Raw genomic sequence first — 19,018 nt, 5'->3', positions numbered from 1 at the left:
GCTCGGCCGCCGAGCCGGCCTCCGCCGCCGCCCGCGCCGGCAAGCTGCTCGCGCCCCTGCTCCCCGAGCCCCTCGACCACGTCCTCCTCCAGGCGGACCTGACGGCGGTGGCCCCCGGCCCGCTGCAACGCCCGCTGGCGGACACCCTGGACGTCCTCGCGGACGTGGAGTCGAAGGGCGGGGCGACGGTGTACCGCTTCACACCGGGCTCCGTCCGCCGGGCCCTGGACGCGGGCCGCTCGGCCTCGGACCTGCACGCCTTCCTCTCCGAGCACTCCCGTACGCCGGTTCCGCAGCCGCTCACCTACCTGATCGACGACGTGGCGCGCAGACACGGCCATCTGCGGATCGGCTCGGCGTCGGCGTACGTCCGCTGCGACGACGACGCCCTGCTGAACGAGATCATCGCCGACAAGCGCTCCCAGGGGCTGCGCCTGCGCCGTCTCGCGCCCACGGTGCTGGCCGCGCAGGCCGACCCGGCGACGCTGCTCGGAGGGCTGCGGTCGATGGGCTTCGCACCGGCCGCCGGGTCCGCCGAGGGCGACGTACTGATCACCCGCGCGCACGCCCATCGCACGCCCCCGCGCACGGCGCCCGAGCCGGTCCCGGACGGTCCGCCGTCCCCCGACACCACCCTGCTGGGCGCCGCGATCCGGGCCATCCGCGCGGGCGACCTGGCCTCCACGACCCCGCACAAGCCCACCTCCGCCGCTCCGGGCCGCAACGGCACGCTCCCGCGCACGACCTCCGCCGAGACCCTCGCCACCATGCAGGCCGCCGTCCTCACCGGCGACACCCTCTGGATCGGGTACGTCAACGCCGAGGGCTCCGCCAGCCAGCGCGTCATCGCCCCGATCAAGGTGGAGGGCGGCTTCGTGACGGCGTACGACCACACCGCGGACGAGGTCCGCACCTACCCGCTGCACCGCGTGACGGGCGTCGCGGAGCTGGCGGACGAGCAGGCCTGAGACAGGCTTGAGGCCGTCCCGGCCGGAAGCCGCACCCCCTCGGCCGGAGGTCCGTCCCCCGTCTCACTCGTCCGGGTGTACGCGGCGGTTCATGCACGCCACGCCGGACGCTTCCCACCCATGAGGGACCTTCGAGGACCTCCCGCATCGCGGCGCGAGTCGCGGGGCAGCCACTGGACGTCCTGATCAGGCATCCGCCCGATCGCACAACCAGGAGGTAGTCCCATGCGCACTGCTCGCCGTGTCGCCACCGTTCTGATCGGCACCGCCGCGCTGCTCGGCGCACTCGCGTCACAGGCCGCCGCGATCGGTGTCGATCTCGGCGGGGGCCTGACCCTCTGAGGCCGCCCTCGCACGCCCAGCACGCCCCGCGGGCCGGACTCGGCATCCCGTCCGGCCCGTCCCCTCCGAGGGCCCCCACCCCCGCTCAGCAGCATCAGAAAGGCTTCAGAAACTCCATGCGTTCCACGCTCCGGACCCGCACCGCGACCCATGCCACGACCCGTGCCGCGATCCGTACCGCCGCCACCGCCACGCTCTTCGCCTCGGCCGCGATCGTCGGTGTGCTCGCCCCGCAGGCCGCCGCCGCGCAGCCCGCGCTGCCGCTGCCCATCCCGGTCGCCGCCGTCGAACCGCTCGTCACCGAGGGGGTCACGGTCGAAGGTCCGCTGGTCAACAACATCACTCTGCCCACGCTGAAGTAGCCCGGCGCATCCGGTAGCTGTCCCCTTCGAGCCGGACGATCTCCGCGTGGTGCGCGAGGCGGTCGACCATAGCGGGGGCGGCGCCGCCGAAGATCTCGTCCCAGCGGCCGAGCGGGCGGTCGCCGGTCACGATCAGCGAGGACCGCTCGTAGCGGTGCGCGACGAGCTGGAAGAAGAGGTGGGCGGTGTCCGCGTCGAACGGGGTGTAGCCGACCTCGTCCACGATCAGCAGCGGGTGGGCGTCCAGCGCGGCCAGCTCCTCGGCGAGCCGCCCGGCCGCCCGCGCCTCCGTCAGCCTCGCGGCCCACTGCGCGGCGGTCGCGAACAGCACCTGGTGACCCGCCTGGCAGGCCCGCACACCGAGGCCGACGGCGAGATGCGTCTTGCCGGTTCCGGGCGGCCCCACGAGCACCACGTTCCGCCGCGCGGCGACGAAGTCCAGCTTGCCGAGCCGGGCCAGCACCTCCCGGTCGAAGTCCCGCGGATGATCCTCGTCGAACTCCTCCAACTGCTTCCGCGACGGGAAGCGCGCGGCACGGATCCGGGTCTCGGCCCCCGTTTCGTGGGGGTCGTAGGAGTCGTAGGGCTCGGACGAGGACAGGTACGAGCCCGTCGACTGGGCCGGGACCGGGACCGGGACCGGGCTCGGGACCGGGGCGCGCGTGGCCGCCGCCGAGGTCGAGAACTCGGCCGGGACGGACGCCGAGGCGGAGTACCCCCCGTCGGCTCCGCCCTGCCCCTGCACCGGCCCGTGCCCCTTGTGCGAGCGGTCCCCGTGCTCCGCCATCGGCCCCGACATGTACGCCAGGATCGCCGCCGAGGCGATGAAGGCCATGTGGATCACCGTCCCCCACAGCAGCGCGTGCTGCGAGGTGTGGTGCACGTCCACGAACATCTGGAGCAGGTGGACGGAGGAGATGCCCACGATGGCGGTGGCGAGCTTCACCTTCAGGACGTTGGAGTTGACGTGCGAGAGCCATTCCGGCTGGTCGCGGTGGCCCTGGAGACCGATGCGGGAGACGAAGGTCTCGTACCCCCCGACGATCACCATGATCAGCAGGTTCGCGATCATGACGACGTCGACCAGCTTCAGCACGGCGAGCATGACGTACGTCTCGTTCGCCTGTCCGGTCACGCACCGGAGGATTAAATTCCACAGCTCGTTGAAGAACTTGTAGACGTACACGCCCTGCGCGGCCACCAGCCCGAAGTAGAGCGGGGCCTGCAGCCAGCGGGTGGCGAAGAGCGCGTACCCGAGCGTCGTGGACGGCTGGGACACGACGGGCAGCGGAGCAGTCGGTGAGGCCGGCGGGGGCGCGTGCGGCGGGGCGTGGATGTGGCTGTGACCGGGTGCGGACAACGGTGGCTCTCCCTGGGCGGTGACCTGGGGCAGTGACCTGCGGGGATCGCCATTCTTCGGGTCCGCGGCCGTAAATCTGAATTCCCACCACTCATTGGAATGAATAGACATCCAGTAGGACAGGACGGGGCGTCGCCCGGTTCGAGGCGTGCCGCGTGGACGATCAGGCACACTGGACGTTTGGCCGTGCACACCGCACAGCTGTGCAGAAGGGGACGCACGCGTGAATGGTCCACTCATCGTCCAGTCCGACAAGACGCTGCTCCTGGAGGTCGACCACGAGCTGGCGGACGAGTGCCGTCGTGCCATCGCGCCCTTCGCGGAGCTGGAGCGAGCGCCGGAGCACATCCACACGTACCGGCTGACACCGCTCGGGCTGTGGAACGCGCGCGCCGCCGGGCACGACGCCGAGCAGGTCGTCGACGCGCTCGTGCAGTACAGCCGCTATCCGGTGCCGCACGCGCTGCTGGTCGACATCGCCGAGACGATGGACCGCTACGGGCGGCTGACGCTGTCCAAGGACCCGGCTCACGGGCTCGTCCTCACGACCACCGACCGGCCCGTGCTGGAGGAGATCCTCCGCTCGAAGCGCGTCATTCCGCTGGTCGGCGCCCGGATCGACCCCGACACGGTCGCCGTGCATCCTTCCGAGCGCGGCCAGATCAAGCAGACGCTGCTGAGGCTCGGCTGGCCGGCCGAGGACCTCGCCGGGTACGTGGACGGCGAGGCGCACCCCATCGAGCTGGCCGAGGACGGCTGGGCCCTGCGGCCGTACCAGAAGCAGGCCGTGGAGAACTTCTGGCACGGCGGTTCAGGGGTGGTCGTACTCCCCTGTGGCGCCGGAAAGACGCTGGTCGGCGCCGGTTCCATGGCCCAGGCGAAGGCCACGACCCTGATCCTCGTCACGAACACCGTCTCCGCCCGGCAGTGGAAGCACGAGCTGGTGAAGCGGACCTCGCTGACCGAGGAGGAGATCGGGGAGTACAGCGGTACGCGGAAGGAGATCCGCCCGGTCACCATCGCGACGTACCAGGTCCTGACGACGAAGCGGAAGGGTGTCTATCCGCACCTGGAGCTGTTCGACTCCCGCGACTGGGGTCTGATCGTCTACGACGAGGTGCATCTGCTGCCCGCGCCGGTCTTCAAGTTCACGGCGGACCTGCAGGCGCGCCGGCGACTGGGCCTGACGGCCACGCTGGTGCGGGAGGACGGCCGTGAGTCGGACGTGTTCTCACTGATCGGCCCGAAGCGGTTCGACGCTCCCTGGAAGGAGATCGAGGCGCAGGGGTACATCGCGCCCGCGGACTGCGTGGAGGTCCGCGTCAATCTCACGGACGCCGAGCGTCTCGCGTACGCGACCGCCGAGACGGAGGAGAAGTACCGCTTCTGCGCGACGACCGTGACGAAGCGGAAGGTGACGGAGGCGCTGGTGCGGCGGTTCGCCGGGCAGCAGATCCTTGTCATCGGGCAGTACATCGACCAGCTCGACGAGCTGGGCGAGCACCTGGACGCGCCTGTCATCAAGGGTGAGACGTCGAACGCGCAGCGCGAGAAACTCTTCGAGGCGTTTCGGCAGGGCGAGATCAGTGTGCTCGTGGTGTCCAAGGTGGCGAACTTCTCGATCGACCTGCCGGAGGCGACCGTCGCGATCCAGGTGTCGGGGACGTTCGGGTCCCGGCAGGAGGAGGCGCAGCGGCTCGGGCGGGTGCTGCGGCCGAAGGCCGACGGGCACCAGGCGCACTTCTACTCGGTTGTGGCTCGGGACACGATCGATCAGGACTTCGCGGCGCATCGACAGCGGTTCCTGGCCGAGCAGGGGTACGCGTATCGCATCGTGGATGCGGATGAGTTGCTTGCGGACAGCTGAGCGGGGGTTCGTCGGGAGGGTGCGGGTCGGTGGGGGCTGGTCGCGCAGTTCCCCGCGCCCCTGAAAGCCCGTGGCCGAGGCCGGTTCACCACGTGCCGGCCGTCGTTGGTTGCTCGCGCAGTTCCCCGCGCCCCTGAAGGGCGCAGGCGTGCTTACCGGCGGCGTACGCCTGCTTCCTCCTCATACTCGCCGAGGAGGACCACGCCCATCGCGGCGCTTGCGAAGACCTTGATGGCGCGGAGGGTGTCGCCGAGGCGGTGGCGGTGGCTGCCGTGGAGGGCGGTGGCTCCCGGGGGTGGGCCGGGACTGACGGGGGCTGGGGTGAAGGTCGCTGTGCTCATGTATCCATAGTGGAATTTCCTCCCTCCGCTTTCATCGGCCTGTGGACCGAACCTCCGTCGTCGCCTCGTACGACTCCGGAGTGAGCCGTCCCCCGTAGGGAGGGGGACCGCGTCCCCTAGGGGACGCCGCGATAAATGGTTGGCCTCCGCCGCTCCCTCTCGCCTAAAATCTCCGCTCTTGCCCGCCTCCCTCGCGGAGTGCCGCCGCCCGGACGGAAACCGGTCGGCACACAGCTCGGCCATACGGCGACAGCCCCGCCATACGGCGATGAGGCACACCCACGCGACAGGCTCCAGGCCCCGGAGGCATCACCCGTGTCCACCCCGTCCGACTCCACCATGTCGGTCCCCGATTCGTCCGGCGACCCCCTCTCCCGCGAACGCGCCCACCTCACCCACTCCCGCGCCGCCCTCCGTTCGATGCGCGAGGACGTCGAGTCGCTCGACATCCGGGACGTCACCGCGAACTGGGTCAACGCGGAGGTCCTCACGCGCCAGATCGAGGAGCGCGTCAAGGCCCTCGCGGACCTCTCGCACACCCCGCTCTTCTTCGGCCGCCTCGACTATCTGCACTCCCCGGGCGCCGACCGGGCCGAGGGCGCGGAGGAGTCAGAAGGGCGCGAAGCGCCTTTCTTGCAAGGGCGGCGGTGGGAGACGGGCGGGCGCTTCTACATCGGGCGCCGGCACGTGCACGACGCCGACGGGGACCCGATGGTGATCGACTGGCGTGCCCCGGTGTCCCAGCCCTTCTACCGGGCCTCCAAGAAGAACCCGCTGGACATCGCCCTGCGCCGCCGCTTCGGCTACACGGCCGGCGACCTCACCGCGTACGAGGACGAGCACCTCTCGGACCCCACTGATTCACCGGGGGCCGCCGCCACCAGCAAGCTGCTCCAGCAGGAGATCGAGCGCCCGCGCGTCGGCCCGATGCGCGACATCGTGGCGACGATCCAGCCCGAGCAGGACGAGATCGTACGGTCCGGTCTCGGCGGCTCGGTCTGTGTGCAGGGCGGTCCGGGCACCGGGAAGACGGCGGTCGGCCTGCACCGGGTCGCCTACCTCCTCTACGCCCACCGCGACCGGCTCGCCCGCACGGGCACCCTGGTCATCGGGCCGAACGCGTCCTTCCTCCACTACATCGAGCAAGTGCTGCCCGCGCTGGGCGAGTTGGAGGTCAAGCAGGCCACGGTCGACGACCTCGTCGCGCATGTGGAGGTGCGGGGCACGGACGAGGCGGCGGCCGCGGTCGTCAAGGGCGACGCGCGGATGGCCGAGGTGCTGCGCCGGGCCGTCCGCTCGCACGTGACCATGCCCGTCGAACCGGTCGTGGTGGTGCGCGGTTCCCGGCGCTGGCGCGTTCCGGCGTACGAACTCGAAGTCATCGTCCGGGAGTTGCTCGACCGGGACATCCGGTACGGCGCCGCCCGCGAGGCCCTTCCGCAGCGCATCGCGCACGCCGTGCTGGTGCAGATGGAGCGGTCGGGCGAGGCCCCGGACGACCGGGTGCAGGACGCCGTGGCCCGCAACACCGCGGTGAAGGCGGCGGTGAAGGAGGTCTGGCCGCCGGTCGACCCGGCGAAGCTCGTGCTGCGCCTGCTCTCCGACGCCGACTTCCTGGCCACCCACGCCGAGGGCATCCTCACCGAGGACGAGCAGAAGACGATCCTCTGGAGCAAACCCGCACGGTCGGTGAAATCCGCCAAGTGGGCCGCCGCGGACGCCGTGTTGATCGACGAGGCCACCGACCTCGTACAGCGCACGCACTCCCTCGGACATGTGGTGCTCGACGAGGCGCAGGACCTCTCCCCCATGCAGTACCGCGCGGTGGGGCGGCGCTGCACGACCGGTTCGGCGACCGTGCTCGGGGACCTGGCGCAGGGCACGACGCCCTGGGCGACCAGGAGTTGGGAGGAGGCGCTGACCCATCTGGGCAAGGGGGACGCGGTCGTCGAGGAGCTGACGGCCGGTTTCCGCGTGCCGACGGACGTCATCACGTACGCGTCCCGGCTCCTCCCCCACATCGCACCGGGCCTGACCCCGGTGGCGTCGGTCCGCGAGAACCCGGGCTTCTTCGAGGTCCGCCCGGCCACCGCGGACCTCGCGGACACCGAAGTGGTCGCCGCCTGCGAGGAGTTGCTGCGCAACGAGGGCTCGGTCGGCCTGATCGCGGCCGACGCGCGCGTGCCGGCGCTGGCCGAGGCGCTGACGGCGGCCGGGCTCACCCACCTCGCCCCCGGCGAGGAGACGACCCTCACCACCCGCCTCACCCTGGTCCCGGCCTCGCTCGCCAAGGGCCTGGAGTACGACTACGTGGTCCTGGACGAACCCCGGGCCGTCGTCGATGGCGAACCGGACGAACGCACCGGCCTGCGCCGCCTGTACGTGTCCCTGACCCGAGCGGTCTCGGGCCTGATCGTCACACACGCGGCACCACTGCCACCCCAGTTGTCACAGGACCGATCAGAGAGCTGACAGACCCGGGCCCGCGCCCCCGCCCGCGCCCCATAGGGGCGCGGGGAACTGCGCGACAAGCCCCCACGGGGCCCGCAGACGAATATCCGCACCCCAGCGGAGCGCAGAGCGCTCACACGTCCAGCGCCGTCCGCCACTCCCGTACCGCCGCCGCCGAGACCGGCACGTCCCAGCCGCCGGGCCGGGCCGCTCCCCCGATGTGGAAGGCGTCGACACCGGCGGCCCGCAGCCGCGGTACGTGGTCGAGGCGCAGGCCGCCGCCGATGAGGAGCTGCGGCTCGTACCCCGGTTCGCCGCGGCGGGCCGCCTCCGCCAGCAGCGTGGTCAGGCCCTCGTCCACGCCTTCCGCCGACCCCGCCGTGAGGTACGCGTCCAGGCCGGGCAGGTCGGCGAGGCTCTTGCGCAGCGCGTCGCGGTCGGCCGCGCGGTCGATCGCCCGGTGGAACGTCCAGCGGCAGCCGTCCAGCTCGGCGAGCACCGCCTCCAGCGCGGGCAGGTCCGGCTCCCCGGTCTCGTCCAGGAACCCGAGCACGAACTCGTCAGCCCCGGCGTCCCGCAGCTCCCGCGCCGCCCGTACGAGTGCTCGTACGTCCCCGGCCTCGAAACCGTCGGCCAGGCGCAGCATCACTCGCAGCGAGATGCCGACGGCGGCCCTGATCCCCGCGAAGGTCCCGACCGGCGGGGTCAGCCCGTCGGCGGCCATGTCGGTGACCAGCTCCAGCCGATCCGCGCCTCCGGTCTCGGCGGCGACCGCGTCCTCGACACCGAGGGCGATCACCTCCAGGACTGCACGCTCACTCATAGGACCTCTTCCCTCGGGCGGCTACAGGTCTAGTCCAATAGTCAGCCTACGCGCTAGCCGCCGCGGACCGACGGACCGGGACCGGTCCGCCGGGGCTCAGCCGAACAGATCGAGCTCCGCCTCCGTCGCCCCCGCCAGCTCGTACCGCGTCCCGGTCAGCGGGCGCCCCGCGTGCAGCCGTACGAGGGTGGCCGCGTCGCCGATGTAACGGGCGGGCGGCCGGTCGCCCGAGGGCGCGCCGAGCAGCAGCGGCTCGTCCAGGTCGTCGAGATCGGCGTGCAGGGCGGGCCGCCCCCGGTCGCGGGTGATCCACGCCAACAGGTCGAGCGCGGGGCCGACTTGGGCACCCGCGCACGCTCCGGGCGTCCCGTTCCGCGGCCAGGAGACGGCCGGGGAGTTCCGGATCGCGTACGGGGTGCGTGTCTGCGGCAGTCATGGATCCACGCCAGGTGCTCCGCGGGGGCGGGTGGGGTCGTACGGTCGTGGAAAGCTGCGGGCCGGTTGGTGGCTGGTCGCGCAGTTCCCCGCGCCCCTGAAGGGGCGCTGAGGGGCCCCGGGACTTGGACAGCGGACCGGCGGAGAATGGCCCCATGGCAAACCTCGACACCGCCGATACCGCCGACCCGCTTGCCGCCCTGCGCGCCCGCTGGGTCCGTACCCTCCGGGCGAGCCGCGGGACGGACGACGGACCGGACCCCGCCCCCTACGCCGACAACCTCATCTCCCGTTGGTCGGAGCCGCAGCGGCGGTATCACACGGTTGATCATCTGGCGGCGGTGCTGGACCACATCGATGTGCTGGAGGCGCACGAGGAGTACGCGGCGGACGTGGACCTGGTGCGGCTGGCCGCGTGGTTCCATGACGCGGTCTATCTGCCGGACCGGTCCGAGAACGAGGAGCGGTCGGCGCGGCTCGCCGAGCGTGCGCTGCCCGAGGCCGGTGTCTCCGCGGCCGGCACGGCGGAGGTCGCCCGCCTCGTCCGCCTGACCGTCACGCACGCCCCGGCCGACGACGACGCCAACGGCCAGGTCCTCTGCGACGCCGACCTGGCGATCCTCGCCGCGTCCCCGGACGCGTACGCCGCCTACACGGCCGCCGTCCGCGAGGAGTACGCCTTCGTCCCGCCGGAGGCCTTCCGCGAGGGCCGCGCGGCGATTCTGCGGCAGCTTCTGGAACTGCCCCGCCTCTTCCACACCCCTTACGGGACAAGGGAATGGGAGGGTCCGGCACGCCGGAACCTGGAGTCGGAGCTCGGCCTGTTGACGGGCTGAACGGCAGCCGATGGAATGACATGCCCGTCCTTGAGGTTGGCACCTGATATGCCCGTCCCCACGAGCGCCGGCTCCGCCACGCCCACCCGCACCGCCACCCGCACCCGTATGCCCCTGGCCGTCTACGTCCTCGGGCTCTCCGTCTTCGCCCTGGGCACCAGCGAGTTCATGCTCTCCGGCCTGCTGCCGGCCGTCGCGGACGACATGAACGTGTCGATTCCGCGCGCGGGGCTCCTGATATCCGCCTTCGCCGTCGGCATGGTGGTGGGCGCGCCGCTGCTGGCCGTGGCGACGCTCCGGATGCCCCGCCGTACGACCCTGATCTCGCTCATCGCGGTCTTCGGGGTGGGCCAGATCGCGGGCGCCCTCGCCCCGAACTACGCCGTGCTCTTCGCGTCCCGTGTCGTGAGCGCGCTGGCGTGCGCCGGGTTCTGGGCGGTCGGCGCGGCCGTGGCCATCGCCATGGTCCCGGTGAACGCCCGGGCCCGCGCCCTCGCCGTGATGATCGGCGGCCTGTCCATCGCGAACGTCCTCGGTGTCCCGGCGGGCGCCTTCCTGGGCGAGAGCCTCGGCTGGCGTTCGGCGTTCTGGGCGGTCGGCGCGGCCTCCGCGGTCGCGCTGGTCGGAGTGGCCACGCTCATCCCCCGTATCCCGCTCCCCGACGAGAAGCCGCAGCTCAGGCGGGAGCTGCGGATCTACCGCGACCGGCAGGTCTGGCTCTCCATCTCGCTGATCGCGTTCGCGGCGGGCGGTGTCTTCTGCGCGTTCAGCTATCTCGCGCCGCTGCTGACGGACGTCTCCGGGCTCGACGACAGCTGGGTGCCCGTGGTGCTCGGGCTGTTCGGCGTCGGGGCACTGATCGGCACGATGATCGGGGGCCGGATCGCGGACGCGCACCTCTTCGGGGTGCTGCTCTCCGGTATCGCGGCCTCGTCCGTACTGCTCGTCGCGCTGGCGCTGCTCGGGCAGTACGCCGTCGCCGCCGTCACCCTCGCCTTCCTCCTCGGTGTCTCCGCCTTCTACACGGCCCCGGCGCTCAACGCCCGGATGTTCAACGTCGCGGGCAGGGCCCCGACCCTGGCCGGTGCCACCACCACGGCCGCGTTCAACCTCGGCAACACCGGCGGCCCCTGGATCGGCGGCGCCGTCATCGACGCGGGCCTCGGCTTCGCCTCCCCGGCCTGGGCGGGCGCGGCCCTGACGGTCACGGCGGGCGCGGTGACAGCGGTCTCGCTGCGCCTGCACCGGCGTACGGCGGCCTCACGAGTGGTGACCGCCGGAGCCCCGGCCTCCGCCTCCGCTGCCACAGCCACAGCCACAGCCACAGCCACAGCCCCCAACGAGCCGATTAATCAGTCTCGTTCGGCGAACTGATCACCTATTCTCACCGGCATGCGGGCTATGGGTGGGGATCAGGTGGAAGAGGCCGTCACGGACGCGGTGGCAACACTGCGGAAGGTGGCCGACCGGGACTGGAGCGTCAAGGCGGGCCGCCTGGACTGGAGTTGCCGTAGGACGGCGGAGCACATCGCGTCGGACCTCATCGCGTACGCGGGGCAGATCGCGGGCCGCCCCACCGACCGCTACGTGCCGTTCGACATCACCTTCGAGGAGTGCGAGAGCCCCGAGGACGTCCTCCAGGTCGTCGAGGCGACCGGCACCCTGCTCGCCGCCGCCGTCCGCACCGCCCCGCGCGAGGCCCGCGCCTTCCACCCGTACCCCTTCCGCAGCGCGAACCGCGAGGGCTTCGCCGCGATGGGCGTCACCGAGGTGCTCGCGCACACGCACGACATCGCCGAGGGTCTGGGCATCCCGTACGAGGCCCCGGCCGCGCTCTGCGACGACGTACTGACGCGGATCTTCCCGCACGTCCGGCCCGCCCCCGACTCGGACCCCTGGCGGACCCTCCTGTGGGCCACGGGCCGCGGTGACCTGCCCGGCCGCGCGCCCCTCACCGACTGGCGCTGGAACAACAACCTCGTGATCCCCGCCGACCGCCTCACCCTCCAGGGCGTCACCCCCGCGGCCGCCGCCGACCTCCGCACGGGTGGCGCCGGCGGCTTCGAGTGGACCGAGGACGGCCCCTTCGAGGGCACGCGGGACGCCGCCGGAATGGTGACGAAGGCGTACGAGGCCGGGGTGCACCGCCCGGAGTTCGGCCTGTTCGTCCTCGTACGCCGCGAGGACGGCCGCGCGGTCGGCGGCATGGGCTTCCACGGCTCCCCTGACGAGGAGGGCCGCGCCGAGGTCGGCTACGACCTGGCCGAGTCCGCCCGCGGCAACGGCTACGCGGCCGAGGCCCTGCGCGCCCTGTCCGCCTGGGCCCTGACCCGCGACGACGTCACGTCCCTGTTCGCGACGGTGGACCGCGTCAACGCACCTTCCCAGAGCGTGCTGTCCCGCGCGGGCTTCACCCGGGTGAGCGGGGCGGACGGGGACGGGGACGGGCAGGGAGAGGACGGGGAGCAGTACGCGTACGAGCTGCGGGGCTGATCGCCGCGCGGTTGCTGCCGGAGTGCGATCGCGCCCGTCAACTCCCGGGAACGGCACGCCCCTTGGGCCTCCGCAGCCCGGAAGCGAGCAGCAGCCGCACCACCTCACGGCTGCGAACCTCCACCGCTCCGGCCGCGACCGCGTCCTCGTACCGGTGCGAGGGGATGTCGTAGTGATCGCGCTCGAAGGCCCGCGCGGGGGCGCCCAGCCGACGGGCGAAGTCGTGGAGTTCGTCGTACGAGACGTCGCTGACGAGGTGGGACCACATGCGGCCGTGCCCCGGCCAGTCGGGCGGGTCGATGTAGACGGTCACGAGGAGGGCGTCCCCCCGTCGCTCACGCCGCCGGTCCCGCCACCGGCCGCCTGGAGCGCGCCCACCGCCGAGACCTTCACTCCCGCCTTGTGGCACACCCAGTGCGGGTCTGCGCCCAACTCCGGCTCCACTTCCAGGGCGTGGGGGTCACCGGCACCGCAGACGGGACACAGCGGCCAGCGCCCGTGCCGCTCAAGCAGCGCGTCCTGTACGTCCTGGGCGACGAGCCCCGCCACGTAGTCGACCCCCTCCGGCCACTGCTCCACCCACCAGCGCCGCTGCACCACCGACTCCTCGACGAACGAGACGACATCCGGCTCGGCAACCTCACCGGCCGCAAGATCAGCAAGCACAAGCGCCCGCGCCGCGTGCAACGCCTGCTCCAAGGGGCTGATGGGATGGGGGGAGGGCGGAGAATCCATACGTCCATTGTGCGCCACCCGGGCAGCGCGGTCCCGGGTCCCGCCTGTGCCTCGTAAGAGGCGCGGGGAACTGCGCAATCTTTCAGGGGCGCGGGACTGTGACATGTGCGGCTCCGCCGCGTGGGCGCGACCAGCCCCCACGCGCCCGCAGCCGAAAACACCACCGCCCCAGCCGCTCCCTCTCCCCTTGACCCCTCCCCCAAAGCGAAAATATCTTTCATACGTGACCCACGAAGTGAAGGAAATTTTCGCGGGCGAAACCCCGCCGGCCCCCGCGGCCCTCGCCGCCAAGGTCCGCACACTCGCCCCGTCGATGACCCGCTCCATGCAGCGCGTCGCCGAGGCCGTGGCCGCCGACCCCGCCGGCTGCGCGGCCCTCACGGTCACCGGCCTCGCGGAACTGACCGGTACCAGCGAGGCGACCGTCGTCCGTACGGCACGCCTCCTCGGCTACCCCGGCTACCGCGACCTGCGCCTGGCCCTCGCCGGGCTCGCCGCCCAGCAGCAGTCGGGCCGCGCCCCCGCCGTGACGGCCGACATCGCGGTCGACGACCCGATCGCGGACGTGGTCGCCAAGCTCGCGTACGACGAACAGCAGACGCTCGCCGACACGGCGGCCGGGCTGGACACGGTCCAGCTCGGCGCGGCGGTCGCCGCCCTCGCGGCCGCCCGCCGCATCGACGTGTACGGCGTCGGGGCGTCCGGCCTCGTCGCGCAGGACCTCACGCAGAAGCTCCTGCGCATCGGACTCATAGCGCAGGCGCACAGCGACCCGCACCTCGCGGTGACGAACGCCGTGCAGCTGCGCGCCAAGGACGTGGCGATCTCGATCACGCACTCCGGGTCGACGGGGGATGTCATCGAGCCGTTGCGGGTCGCGTTCGAGCGCGGGGCCACGACGGTCGCGATCACCGGGCGTCCGGACGGTCCCGTGACCCAGTACGCGGATCACATCCTCACGACGTCCACGGCTCGGGAGAGCGAGCTGCGGCCGGCGGCGATGTCCTCGCGGACGAGTCAGCTGCTGGTGGTGGACTGCCTGTTCATCGGGGTCGCGCAGCGGACGTACGAGACCGCGGCGCCCGCGTTGTCGGCGTCGTACGAGGCGTTGGCCCATCGCCACCGGAACACACCTCGATAGCCGCAGACCGAGGCCGGTGGGCTCTTCGGCTGCGGGTGCCTGGGGGCTGGTCGCGCCCACGCGGCGGAGCCGCACATGTCACAGTCCCGCGCCCCTAAGAGACAAAGGCCAGGCGCCCCGGCACCGGAAAGTCCAGCCGCCGAAGGCCTCGCGCCAGACAACCCAGCACCAGAACGCCCCGTACCAGAAAGAGCCGTCGCACATGACCTCCAGCGCCGATGCCACCGACGCCCCCTCCCACTCCTCGCGTTCCCCGCGCTCCGGCTTTCGTGATGTGCGGGCCGAGTTGGAGAGCCTGACCACCGAGGCCTTTCGGCCCGAGTTGTCCGAGATCGATCAGTTGCCCACGCTCGACATCGCGAAGCTCATGAACGGGGAGGACGCGACCGTGCCGGGCGCGGTCGCCGCGCAGTTGCCGAGTATCGCGGCGGCGATCGACGCCATCGCGGAGCGGATGGGGCGGGGCGGGCGGCTCGTCTACGCGGGCGCCGGTACCGCCGGGCGGCTCGGGGTGCTGGACGCGTCCGAGTGCCCGCCCACCTTCAACACCGACCCGTCCGAGGTCGTCGGCCTGGTCGCGGGCGGTCCGGCGGCGATGACGACGTCGATCGAGGGCGCGGAGGACTCGGCGGAGCTGGCCGTGGAGGACCTCTCCGCCCTGGACCTCACGGCGGACGACGTGGTCGTGGGCGTCTCCGCCTCGGGCCGCACGCCGTACGCGATCGGTGCCGTGGAGCACGCGCGGGCGCTCGGTGCCCTCACGGTCGGTCTGTCCTGCAACGCGGACAGCGCCCTTGCGGCGGCCGCCGACCACGGCATCGAGGTGGTCGTGGGCCCCGAGCTGCTGACCGGTTCCACCCGCCTGAAGGCCGGTACGGCACAGAAGCTCGTCCTCAACATGCTCTCGACGATCACGATGATCCGCCTGGGCAAGACGTACGGGAACCTGATGGTCGACGTACGCGCCTCGAACGAGAAGCTGCGCGCCCGCTCCCGCCGTATCGTCTCGCTCGCCACCGGCGCCTCCGACGAGGAGATCGAGGCGGCCCTCGCCGCAACTGACGGCGAGGTCAAGAACGCCATCCTCACCATCCTGGGCAACGTGGACGGCCCGACGGCGACCCGCCTCCTGGAGGAATCCGACGGCCACCTGAGAGCGGCCCTGGCAGCGGCACCTCGCCTCTGAGTCTTTTGGCTCTCCCCGGACTGTCAGTGGGACATGCGAGGGTGGAGGAGCCAAAAGGAAGGGACGCCAAACCGTGAACCACGCGCAACTGACCGCTCTGGGTCGCGCCCTGCGCGTACTCGGCGAGCACGGGGACGCCCTGTCCTCCGACACGCAGGACGCGAAACTGCACGAGGTGAAGGCCGACCTGAAGCGGGCCCTCGACCTGCTGGAGGAGACTGTCACGACGACGGCCCCGACCACGCGCTGCGCGGAGCACCCCACGGGCCCGGTCGACCAGGACGCCCCGGACCTGTGCCTGCTCTGCGAGACCCGGCGCCGCCTGGCCCGCCGTTCGAAGGTCAACGACTCGTTCCCGCAGGGCCGTCCGACCGCCCCGGACGAGATCGTGGAGCGCACGAAGTCGCGTTACGGCGTACGGGGCGACCGGCCCCAGCCCCAGCAGCGCTGGCTCCCCGAGCTGTGGACCGGCCAGACCTGGCAGCTCTGCGGCACCCCCCGCCGCGACAAACAGGAGGCGGAGCTCTACCTCGCCGCCCAGCGCCGGGGCCCCCGCCCGAGCATGGCCTACCGGCTGGTCCACGAGTTCACCGATTATGAAGTGCTGCGCATCTGGGGCACCCCGGTGAAGATCGACATCGAGCCGATGGGGAACATCTAGCCGGTCGGTAGGCCATGCTCGGGGCGAGGAGCACCACGGGCACCCGGACATCGTTTCAATCGATACCGTATCGATTGAATTGACAGCGGTAGCATGCCCCCATGACCGCCGACGCTCCCCACCCCGCCACCGCCGCCTCGCGTGCGACCGATCGCCCCGGCGACACCTCGCCCTTCGCTCTCGGGCTGCTGCTGCGGCAGGCGCACTGGCGGGCGGCCGCGGTGATGTCGGAGGCGCTTCGGCCGCTCGGTATCGAGTTGCGGCACTTCGCCGTACTGATCGTGCTCGTCGACCGCGGACCCACCGTGCAGCGGGACCTGGGGGCGGCGACGGGGACGGACAAGGCGGGGATCATGCGGGTCGTCGACGACCTGGAGCGCAAGGGTCTCGCCGTGCGCAAGTCCGTTCCGGGGGACCGGCGGGTGCGGGCGGTGGAGATCACGCCTCAGGGCGTCGAGCTCTTCGACGCGGCCCACGAGGGGGCGGCGCCACTGGCCGAGAGCCTGGTCACCGACCTGGCGCCCGGCGAGCGCGAACTGCTGACGGACCTGCTGACCCGGTTCGCGTACCCCGCGGACGGCGAGGCCTAGGCGCACCCACGCCGGCCCTCCGCGGACCGACCACGACCCGAACACGGAGTTGGTCGTAGCCCCGCCGACCAGCCCTTAGGCCGGTCACGGCAGCCGCCCCTCCCAGTTGAGCCGCCGCACCCGCGCCCGCAGCACCTCCCCCACCGGAGCCTCGCCCACCGCCTCCGGCGGACAGTCCCACTCCCGCCCACCGCCCACGGGCCGCAGCTGTACGTATCCGCCCTCGCGCCCCATGACCTGCCCGACCCGCCCGTCGCGCAGGTCGACCGCGTACTCCCGGCTCACGCGTCCCCACCCGGCGCCCCGCGAAGCGCGTCGGCCAGCCGAACCGCCGTCCGTACGTTGCAGCGCCCCAGCTCCACCAGTGCGTACGGTTCGCCGGTGGCCGCCGTCACCGGGTCGACGCCCAGCGACGGCAGCGCGACGCCCGCCCCTTCCAGGGCCGCCCGAAGGCACGCCACCGCCTCCTCCGACGACCGCACCCGCTCACTCGACGTCATCTCCATCGCGCCCTGCCTCCACTCTGAGTGTTCACGTTCACCACACAGCGTGGCCATCACGGCTCTAACCTGGCCAGAGACAGCGCCCCAACAACCCCACCTGTGGGACAGGGAGTTGCGCATGGCAGGCCCGAAGGATCTTGACCCGTCCTCGTCACCTCGTGCGCTGCTGGGCGCCGAACTCCGCCACGCCCGCGAGGCGACCGGCCTCAGCCAGGAGGAACTGGGCCAGTCCCTGTTCGTCAGCGGTTCGTTCATCGGCCAGTTGGAGGCGGGCACGCGCCGCGTCCAACCGGACATGGCATCGAAGCTCGACGACATACTCGGCACGAACGGCTTCTTCGAGCGCAACTGCAAGGCGGTGAACCGGTCCAAGTACCCGGACCACTTCGCGGAGGCGGCGGAGGCGGAGGCGATTGCGGGGGCGATCAGGGAGTACGCGCCCCTACTGATCCCAGGGCTCCTCCAGACGGAGGCGTATGCAAGGGCGGTGTTCCGTGCGTACCGGCCGACCGCCAAGGAAGACGTGATCGACGGTCTGGTGGCGGCCCGGCTGGAACGCGCCCGTTTGCTCGACGATCCAACAGACCCGCTGTTGTGGGCAGTTCTGGACGAGGCGGTATTGCGCCGCAAGGTGGGCAGCGCGGCGGTGATGGCGGAGGTGCTGCACCGCGTGGCGGCGCTGATCCGCGAGCACCGCATCATCGTGCAGGTACTGCCGTTCGGGGCAGGCGCGCATGCGTCCATGACCGGCGCCTTCAAGCTCATGGACTTCGAGGACGCACCCACGCTCGCCTTCGTCGAAGGACCAAGTACGGGGCACCTGGAGGACGATCCAGCAACGGTCGCCCGTCACCAACTCACCCACGACCTACTCAAGGGCACAGCACTATCGCCGCAAGAATCCCTGGCCCTGATCGAATCGGTGGCGCAGGATTACGAACATGGAGAAGAGCACCCCTGAGTACGACCTGAGCACTGCCACCTGGCACAAGTCGTCGTACAGCGGCGGCGAGGGCGGCGACTGTCTGGAAGTCGCCCGCTGGCGCAAGTCGACTTACAGCGGCGGCAGCGGCGGCGACTGCCTGGAGGTCGCCGACGGCAACCCCACCCTCATCCCCGTCCGTGACTCCAAGAACGCCAACGGCCCGGCGCTCGCGTTCCGGGCCGAGGCGTGGACGGCCTTCGTCGAAAATCTCAAGCACGACTAACCCGCACCCACACTCAGCTCACAAGACGACCCGGAGCCAATCCCTCGGCTCCGGGTCGTTTTCTTTCAACTCTCGCACTATAAGGGTCAGTTGCCTCGCAATTACCGTTGACCACAATCAGTTCCGCTCATAACATCACGCATACGTGGCCTGCCGAGACACGGGGGAAGACTCGGCCCTGCATTCGTGCGGAACCGGAATCCGCATATGCCACTTCTCCCAACGGTCTCCGTTTCCGGGGGACATGGACTGATCACCCATGCCCCGGCTGCGAATCCACGACCATGCGCGGGCAACTCACCACTGCCCGCGAAAACAAGTACGGGGAAACTCTTTGACACACAAATACGCACGGACCACAGCGAGATGGGTCGCCTGCACCACCCTGACCACGGCCCTGACCACGGCTCTTGCCGTCACCGGGACGACGGCCGCCCACGCCGACTACTACGACGGCGGCATGCCGAGCCGGAGCTTCAACGTCAAGGCCGTCGGCATCAATGACACCTGGGTCGGATTCCTCGACACCGGACGCAGCAACTGGAACAACGCGGGCGCTGGAGCAAGCATCGGTCGCAACTCAAGCGCCAGGGCCGAATTCACGGCGGGCCGGTATTCACAGAGCTGGTACGGACTTTACGGGGTCTTCGAATTTAGTGGGGGTGTGACGGTGACGGCCTGACGGTTGGTCACCGTCTGTGATGGGCCTGCAGTGT

At 71.4% G+C, this 19,018-nt stretch carries 21 protein-coding genes and 1 pseudogene; 14 read left to right on the top strand and 8 right to left on the bottom strand.

Annotated features, from left to right (window positions below):
• Both O3Q52_RS27330 and O3Q52_RS27325 read left to right on the top strand, forming a co-directional pair.
• On the top strand, nt 1-968 hold a 968-nt coding region (locus O3Q52_RS27330), incomplete at its 5' end, for a helicase-associated domain-containing protein (RefSeq protein WP_269651383.1).
• A 458-nt stretch (nt 969-1,426) separates the two neighbouring features.
• The gene (locus O3Q52_RS27325; RefSeq protein ID WP_269651382.1) at nt 1,427-1,672 is read left to right on the top strand and encodes a hypothetical protein; all 246 of its coding nucleotides are present in this window, start codon (nt 1,427-1,429) and stop codon (nt 1,670-1,672) included.
• On the opposite strand, the gene istB is transcribed toward O3Q52_RS27325, so the two are convergent.
• Nucleotides 1,650-2,951: an IS21-like element helper ATPase IstB gene (gene istB, locus O3Q52_RS27320; RefSeq protein ID WP_269651381.1), complete on the bottom strand. Its 1,302-nt coding sequence runs from the start codon at nt 2,949-2,951 to the stop codon at nt 1,650-1,652. The genes O3Q52_RS27325 and istB overlap by 23 nt on opposite strands.
• 304 nt (nt 2,952-3,255) lie before the next feature.
• Here istB and O3Q52_RS27315 point away from each other — a divergent pair, with 304 nt between their 5' ends.
• Nucleotides 3,256-4,899 (top strand): DNA repair helicase XPB, encoded by a 1,644-nt coding sequence (locus O3Q52_RS27315; protein WP_269651380.1) that lies wholly within the window; start codon nt 3,256-3,258, stop codon nt 4,897-4,899.
• A gap of 152 nt (nt 4,900-5,051) precedes the next feature.
• On the opposite strand, the gene O3Q52_RS27310 is transcribed toward O3Q52_RS27315, so the two are convergent.
• The gene (locus tag O3Q52_RS27310) at nt 5,052-5,240 is read right to left on the bottom strand and encodes a hypothetical protein (protein ID WP_143639669.1); all 189 of its coding nucleotides are present in this window, start codon (nt 5,238-5,240) and stop codon (nt 5,052-5,054) included.
• Between the two features lie 339 nt (nt 5,241-5,579).
• On the opposite strand from O3Q52_RS27310, the gene O3Q52_RS27305 reads away from it, so the two are divergent.
• Entirely contained in the window at nt 5,580-7,712 is a 2,133-nt protein-coding gene (locus O3Q52_RS27305; RefSeq protein ID WP_269651385.1) for an AAA family ATPase, read from the top strand.
• Nucleotides 7,713-7,824: 112 nt separating this feature from the next.
• Here O3Q52_RS27305 and O3Q52_RS27300 read toward each other — a convergent pair whose 3' ends face one another.
• Together O3Q52_RS27300 and O3Q52_RS27295 are read right to left on the bottom strand one after the other, a co-directional pair.
• A complete protein-coding gene (locus O3Q52_RS27300; protein WP_269651379.1) occupies nt 7,825-8,514 on the bottom strand; it encodes a copper homeostasis protein CutC in 690 nt (229 codons plus the stop codon).
• 96 nt (nt 8,515-8,610) lie between these two features.
• Nucleotides 8,611-8,883 (bottom strand): annotated as a pseudogene (locus O3Q52_RS27295) (hypothetical protein); the annotation flags it as partial.
• A 221-nt stretch (nt 8,884-9,104) separates the two neighbouring features.
• On the opposite strand from O3Q52_RS27295, the gene O3Q52_RS27290 reads away from it, so the two are divergent.
• The 3 genes from O3Q52_RS27290 (at nt 9,105) to O3Q52_RS27280 (ending at nt 12,278) form a co-directional block, all read left to right on the top strand.
• On the top strand, nt 9,105-9,785 hold the full coding sequence (locus O3Q52_RS27290) for a hypothetical protein (RefSeq protein WP_269651378.1): 681 nt from the start codon (nt 9,105-9,107) through the stop codon (nt 9,783-9,785).
• 108 nt (nt 9,786-9,893) lie between these two features.
• Nucleotides 9,894-11,159, top strand: a complete 1,266-nt coding sequence (locus O3Q52_RS27285; RefSeq protein WP_269651384.1) for a Cmx/CmrA family chloramphenicol efflux MFS transporter — start codon at nt 9,894-9,896, stop codon at nt 11,157-11,159.
• A gap of 18 nt (nt 11,160-11,177) precedes the next feature.
• Nucleotides 11,178-12,278 carry a GNAT family N-acetyltransferase gene (locus O3Q52_RS27280; RefSeq protein ID WP_269651377.1) on the top strand — a complete coding sequence of 367 codons (1,101 nt, stop codon included), beginning with the start codon at nt 11,178-11,180 and terminating at the stop codon, nt 12,276-12,278.
• Nucleotides 12,279-12,315: 37 nt separating this feature from the next.
• Here O3Q52_RS27280 and O3Q52_RS27275 read toward each other — a convergent pair whose 3' ends face one another.
• Nucleotides 12,316-12,591 (bottom strand): DUF4031 domain-containing protein, encoded by a 276-nt coding sequence (locus O3Q52_RS27275; protein ID WP_055613941.1) that lies wholly within the window; start codon nt 12,589-12,591, stop codon nt 12,316-12,318.
• Nucleotides 12,588-13,013: a hypothetical protein gene (locus O3Q52_RS27270; RefSeq protein WP_269651376.1), complete on the bottom strand. Its 426-nt coding sequence runs from the start codon at nt 13,011-13,013 to the stop codon at nt 12,588-12,590. Before O3Q52_RS27270 ends, O3Q52_RS27275 begins: the two co-directional genes overlap by 4 nt.
• Nucleotides 13,014-13,236: 223 nt before the next feature.
• Between O3Q52_RS27270 and O3Q52_RS27265 the strand changes: the two genes are divergently transcribed.
• The 4 genes from O3Q52_RS27265 to O3Q52_RS27250 all read left to right on the top strand — a co-directional run bounded on the left by O3Q52_RS27265 (nt 13,237) and on the right by O3Q52_RS27250 (nt 16,591).
• Nucleotides 13,237-14,154 carry a MurR/RpiR family transcriptional regulator gene (locus O3Q52_RS27265; protein ID WP_269651375.1) on the top strand — a complete coding sequence of 306 codons (918 nt, stop codon included), beginning with the start codon at nt 13,237-13,239 and terminating at the stop codon, nt 14,152-14,154.
• Between the two features lie 202 nt (nt 14,155-14,356).
• Nucleotides 14,357-15,340: an N-acetylmuramic acid 6-phosphate etherase gene (gene murQ, locus O3Q52_RS27260; RefSeq protein WP_269651374.1), complete on the top strand. Its 984-nt coding sequence runs from the start codon at nt 14,357-14,359 to the stop codon at nt 15,338-15,340.
• Between the two features lie 73 nt (nt 15,341-15,413).
• On the top strand, nt 15,414-16,001 hold the full coding sequence (locus tag O3Q52_RS27255; RefSeq protein ID WP_269651373.1) for a hypothetical protein: 588 nt from the start codon (nt 15,414-15,416) through the stop codon (nt 15,999-16,001).
• Between the two features lie 101 nt (nt 16,002-16,102).
• Nucleotides 16,103-16,591, top strand: a complete 489-nt coding sequence (locus tag O3Q52_RS27250) for a MarR family winged helix-turn-helix transcriptional regulator (protein WP_269651372.1) — start codon at nt 16,103-16,105, stop codon at nt 16,589-16,591.
• An 84-nt stretch (nt 16,592-16,675) separates the two neighbouring features.
• On the opposite strand, the gene O3Q52_RS27245 is transcribed toward O3Q52_RS27250, so the two are convergent.
• Nucleotides 16,676-16,876, bottom strand: a complete 201-nt coding sequence (locus O3Q52_RS27245; protein WP_055616380.1) for a hypothetical protein — start codon at nt 16,874-16,876, stop codon at nt 16,676-16,678.
• Nucleotides 16,873-17,097 carry a hypothetical protein gene (locus tag O3Q52_RS27240; RefSeq protein ID WP_269651371.1) on the bottom strand — a complete coding sequence of 75 codons (225 nt, stop codon included), beginning with the start codon at nt 17,095-17,097 and terminating at the stop codon, nt 16,873-16,875. Before O3Q52_RS27240 ends, O3Q52_RS27245 begins: the two co-directional genes overlap by 4 nt.
• Nucleotides 17,098-17,212: 115 nt before the next feature.
• On the opposite strand from O3Q52_RS27240, the gene O3Q52_RS27235 reads away from it, so the two are divergent.
• The 3 genes from O3Q52_RS27235 (at nt 17,213) to O3Q52_RS27225 (ending at nt 18,984) form a co-directional block, all read left to right on the top strand.
• Entirely contained in the window at nt 17,213-18,055 is an 843-nt protein-coding gene (locus O3Q52_RS27235) for a helix-turn-helix transcriptional regulator (protein ID WP_269651370.1), read from the top strand.
• On the top strand, nt 18,036-18,302 hold the full coding sequence (locus O3Q52_RS27230; protein ID WP_269651369.1) for a DUF397 domain-containing protein: 267 nt from the start codon (nt 18,036-18,038) through the stop codon (nt 18,300-18,302). The genes O3Q52_RS27235 and O3Q52_RS27230 overlap by 20 nt, the downstream gene beginning before the upstream one ends.
• Nucleotides 18,303-18,636: 334 nt before the next feature.
• Nucleotides 18,637-18,984, top strand: coding sequence for a hypothetical protein (locus O3Q52_RS27225; protein WP_269651368.1), 348 nt, complete (start codon nt 18,637-18,639; stop codon nt 18,982-18,984).
• Nucleotides 18,985-19,018: the final 34 nt, after the last annotated feature.

Source organism: Streptomyces sp. ActVer (assembly GCF_027270795.1).
Taxonomy (GTDB): Bacteria; Actinomycetota; Actinomycetes; order Streptomycetales; family Streptomycetaceae; genus Streptomyces; species Streptomyces umbrinus_A.
The sequence above is the reverse complement of the archived record's forward strand: the minus strand, read 5'-3'. Positions and strand labels throughout refer to the sequence as shown.

Bases quoted from the DNA above. Each gene is read 5' to 3' on its own strand.
- O3Q52_RS27250 (WP_269651372.1), top strand. From the start codon at position 16,103: ATGACCGCCGACGCTCCCCACCCCGCCACCGCCGCCTCGCGTGCGACC.
- O3Q52_RS27270 (WP_269651376.1), bottom strand. From the start codon at position 13,013: ATGGATTCTCCGCCCTCCCCCCATCCCATCAGCCCCTTGGAGCAGGCG.
- O3Q52_RS27235 (WP_269651370.1), top strand. From the start codon at position 17,213: ATGGCAGGCCCGAAGGATCTTGACCCGTCCTCGTCACCTCGTGCGCTG.
- O3Q52_RS27240 (WP_269651371.1), bottom strand. From the start codon at position 17,097: ATGGAGATGACGTCGAGTGAGCGGGTGCGGTCGTCGGAGGAGGCGGTG.
- O3Q52_RS27290 (WP_269651378.1), top strand. From the start codon at position 9,105: ATGGCAAACCTCGACACCGCCGATACCGCCGACCCGCTTGCCGCCCTG.
- O3Q52_RS27285 (WP_269651384.1), top strand. From the start codon at position 9,894: ATGCCCCTGGCCGTCTACGTCCTCGGGCTCTCCGTCTTCGCCCTGGGC.
- O3Q52_RS27325 (WP_269651382.1), top strand. From the start codon at position 1,427: ATGCGTTCCACGCTCCGGACCCGCACCGCGACCCATGCCACGACCCGT.
- O3Q52_RS27300 (WP_269651379.1), bottom strand. From the start codon at position 8,514: ATGAGTGAGCGTGCAGTCCTGGAGGTGATCGCCCTCGGTGTCGAGGAC.
- O3Q52_RS27230 (WP_269651369.1), top strand. From the start codon at position 18,036: ATGGAGAAGAGCACCCCTGAGTACGACCTGAGCACTGCCACCTGGCAC.
- murQ (WP_269651374.1), top strand. From the start codon at position 14,357: ATGACCTCCAGCGCCGATGCCACCGACGCCCCCTCCCACTCCTCGCGT.
- O3Q52_RS27305 (WP_269651385.1), top strand. From the start codon at position 5,580: ATGTCGGTCCCCGATTCGTCCGGCGACCCCCTCTCCCGCGAACGCGCC.
- O3Q52_RS27280 (WP_269651377.1), top strand. From the start codon at position 11,178: ATGCGGGCTATGGGTGGGGATCAGGTGGAAGAGGCCGTCACGGACGCG.
- O3Q52_RS27310 (WP_143639669.1), bottom strand. From the start codon at position 5,240: ATGAGCACAGCGACCTTCACCCCAGCCCCCGTCAGTCCCGGCCCACCC.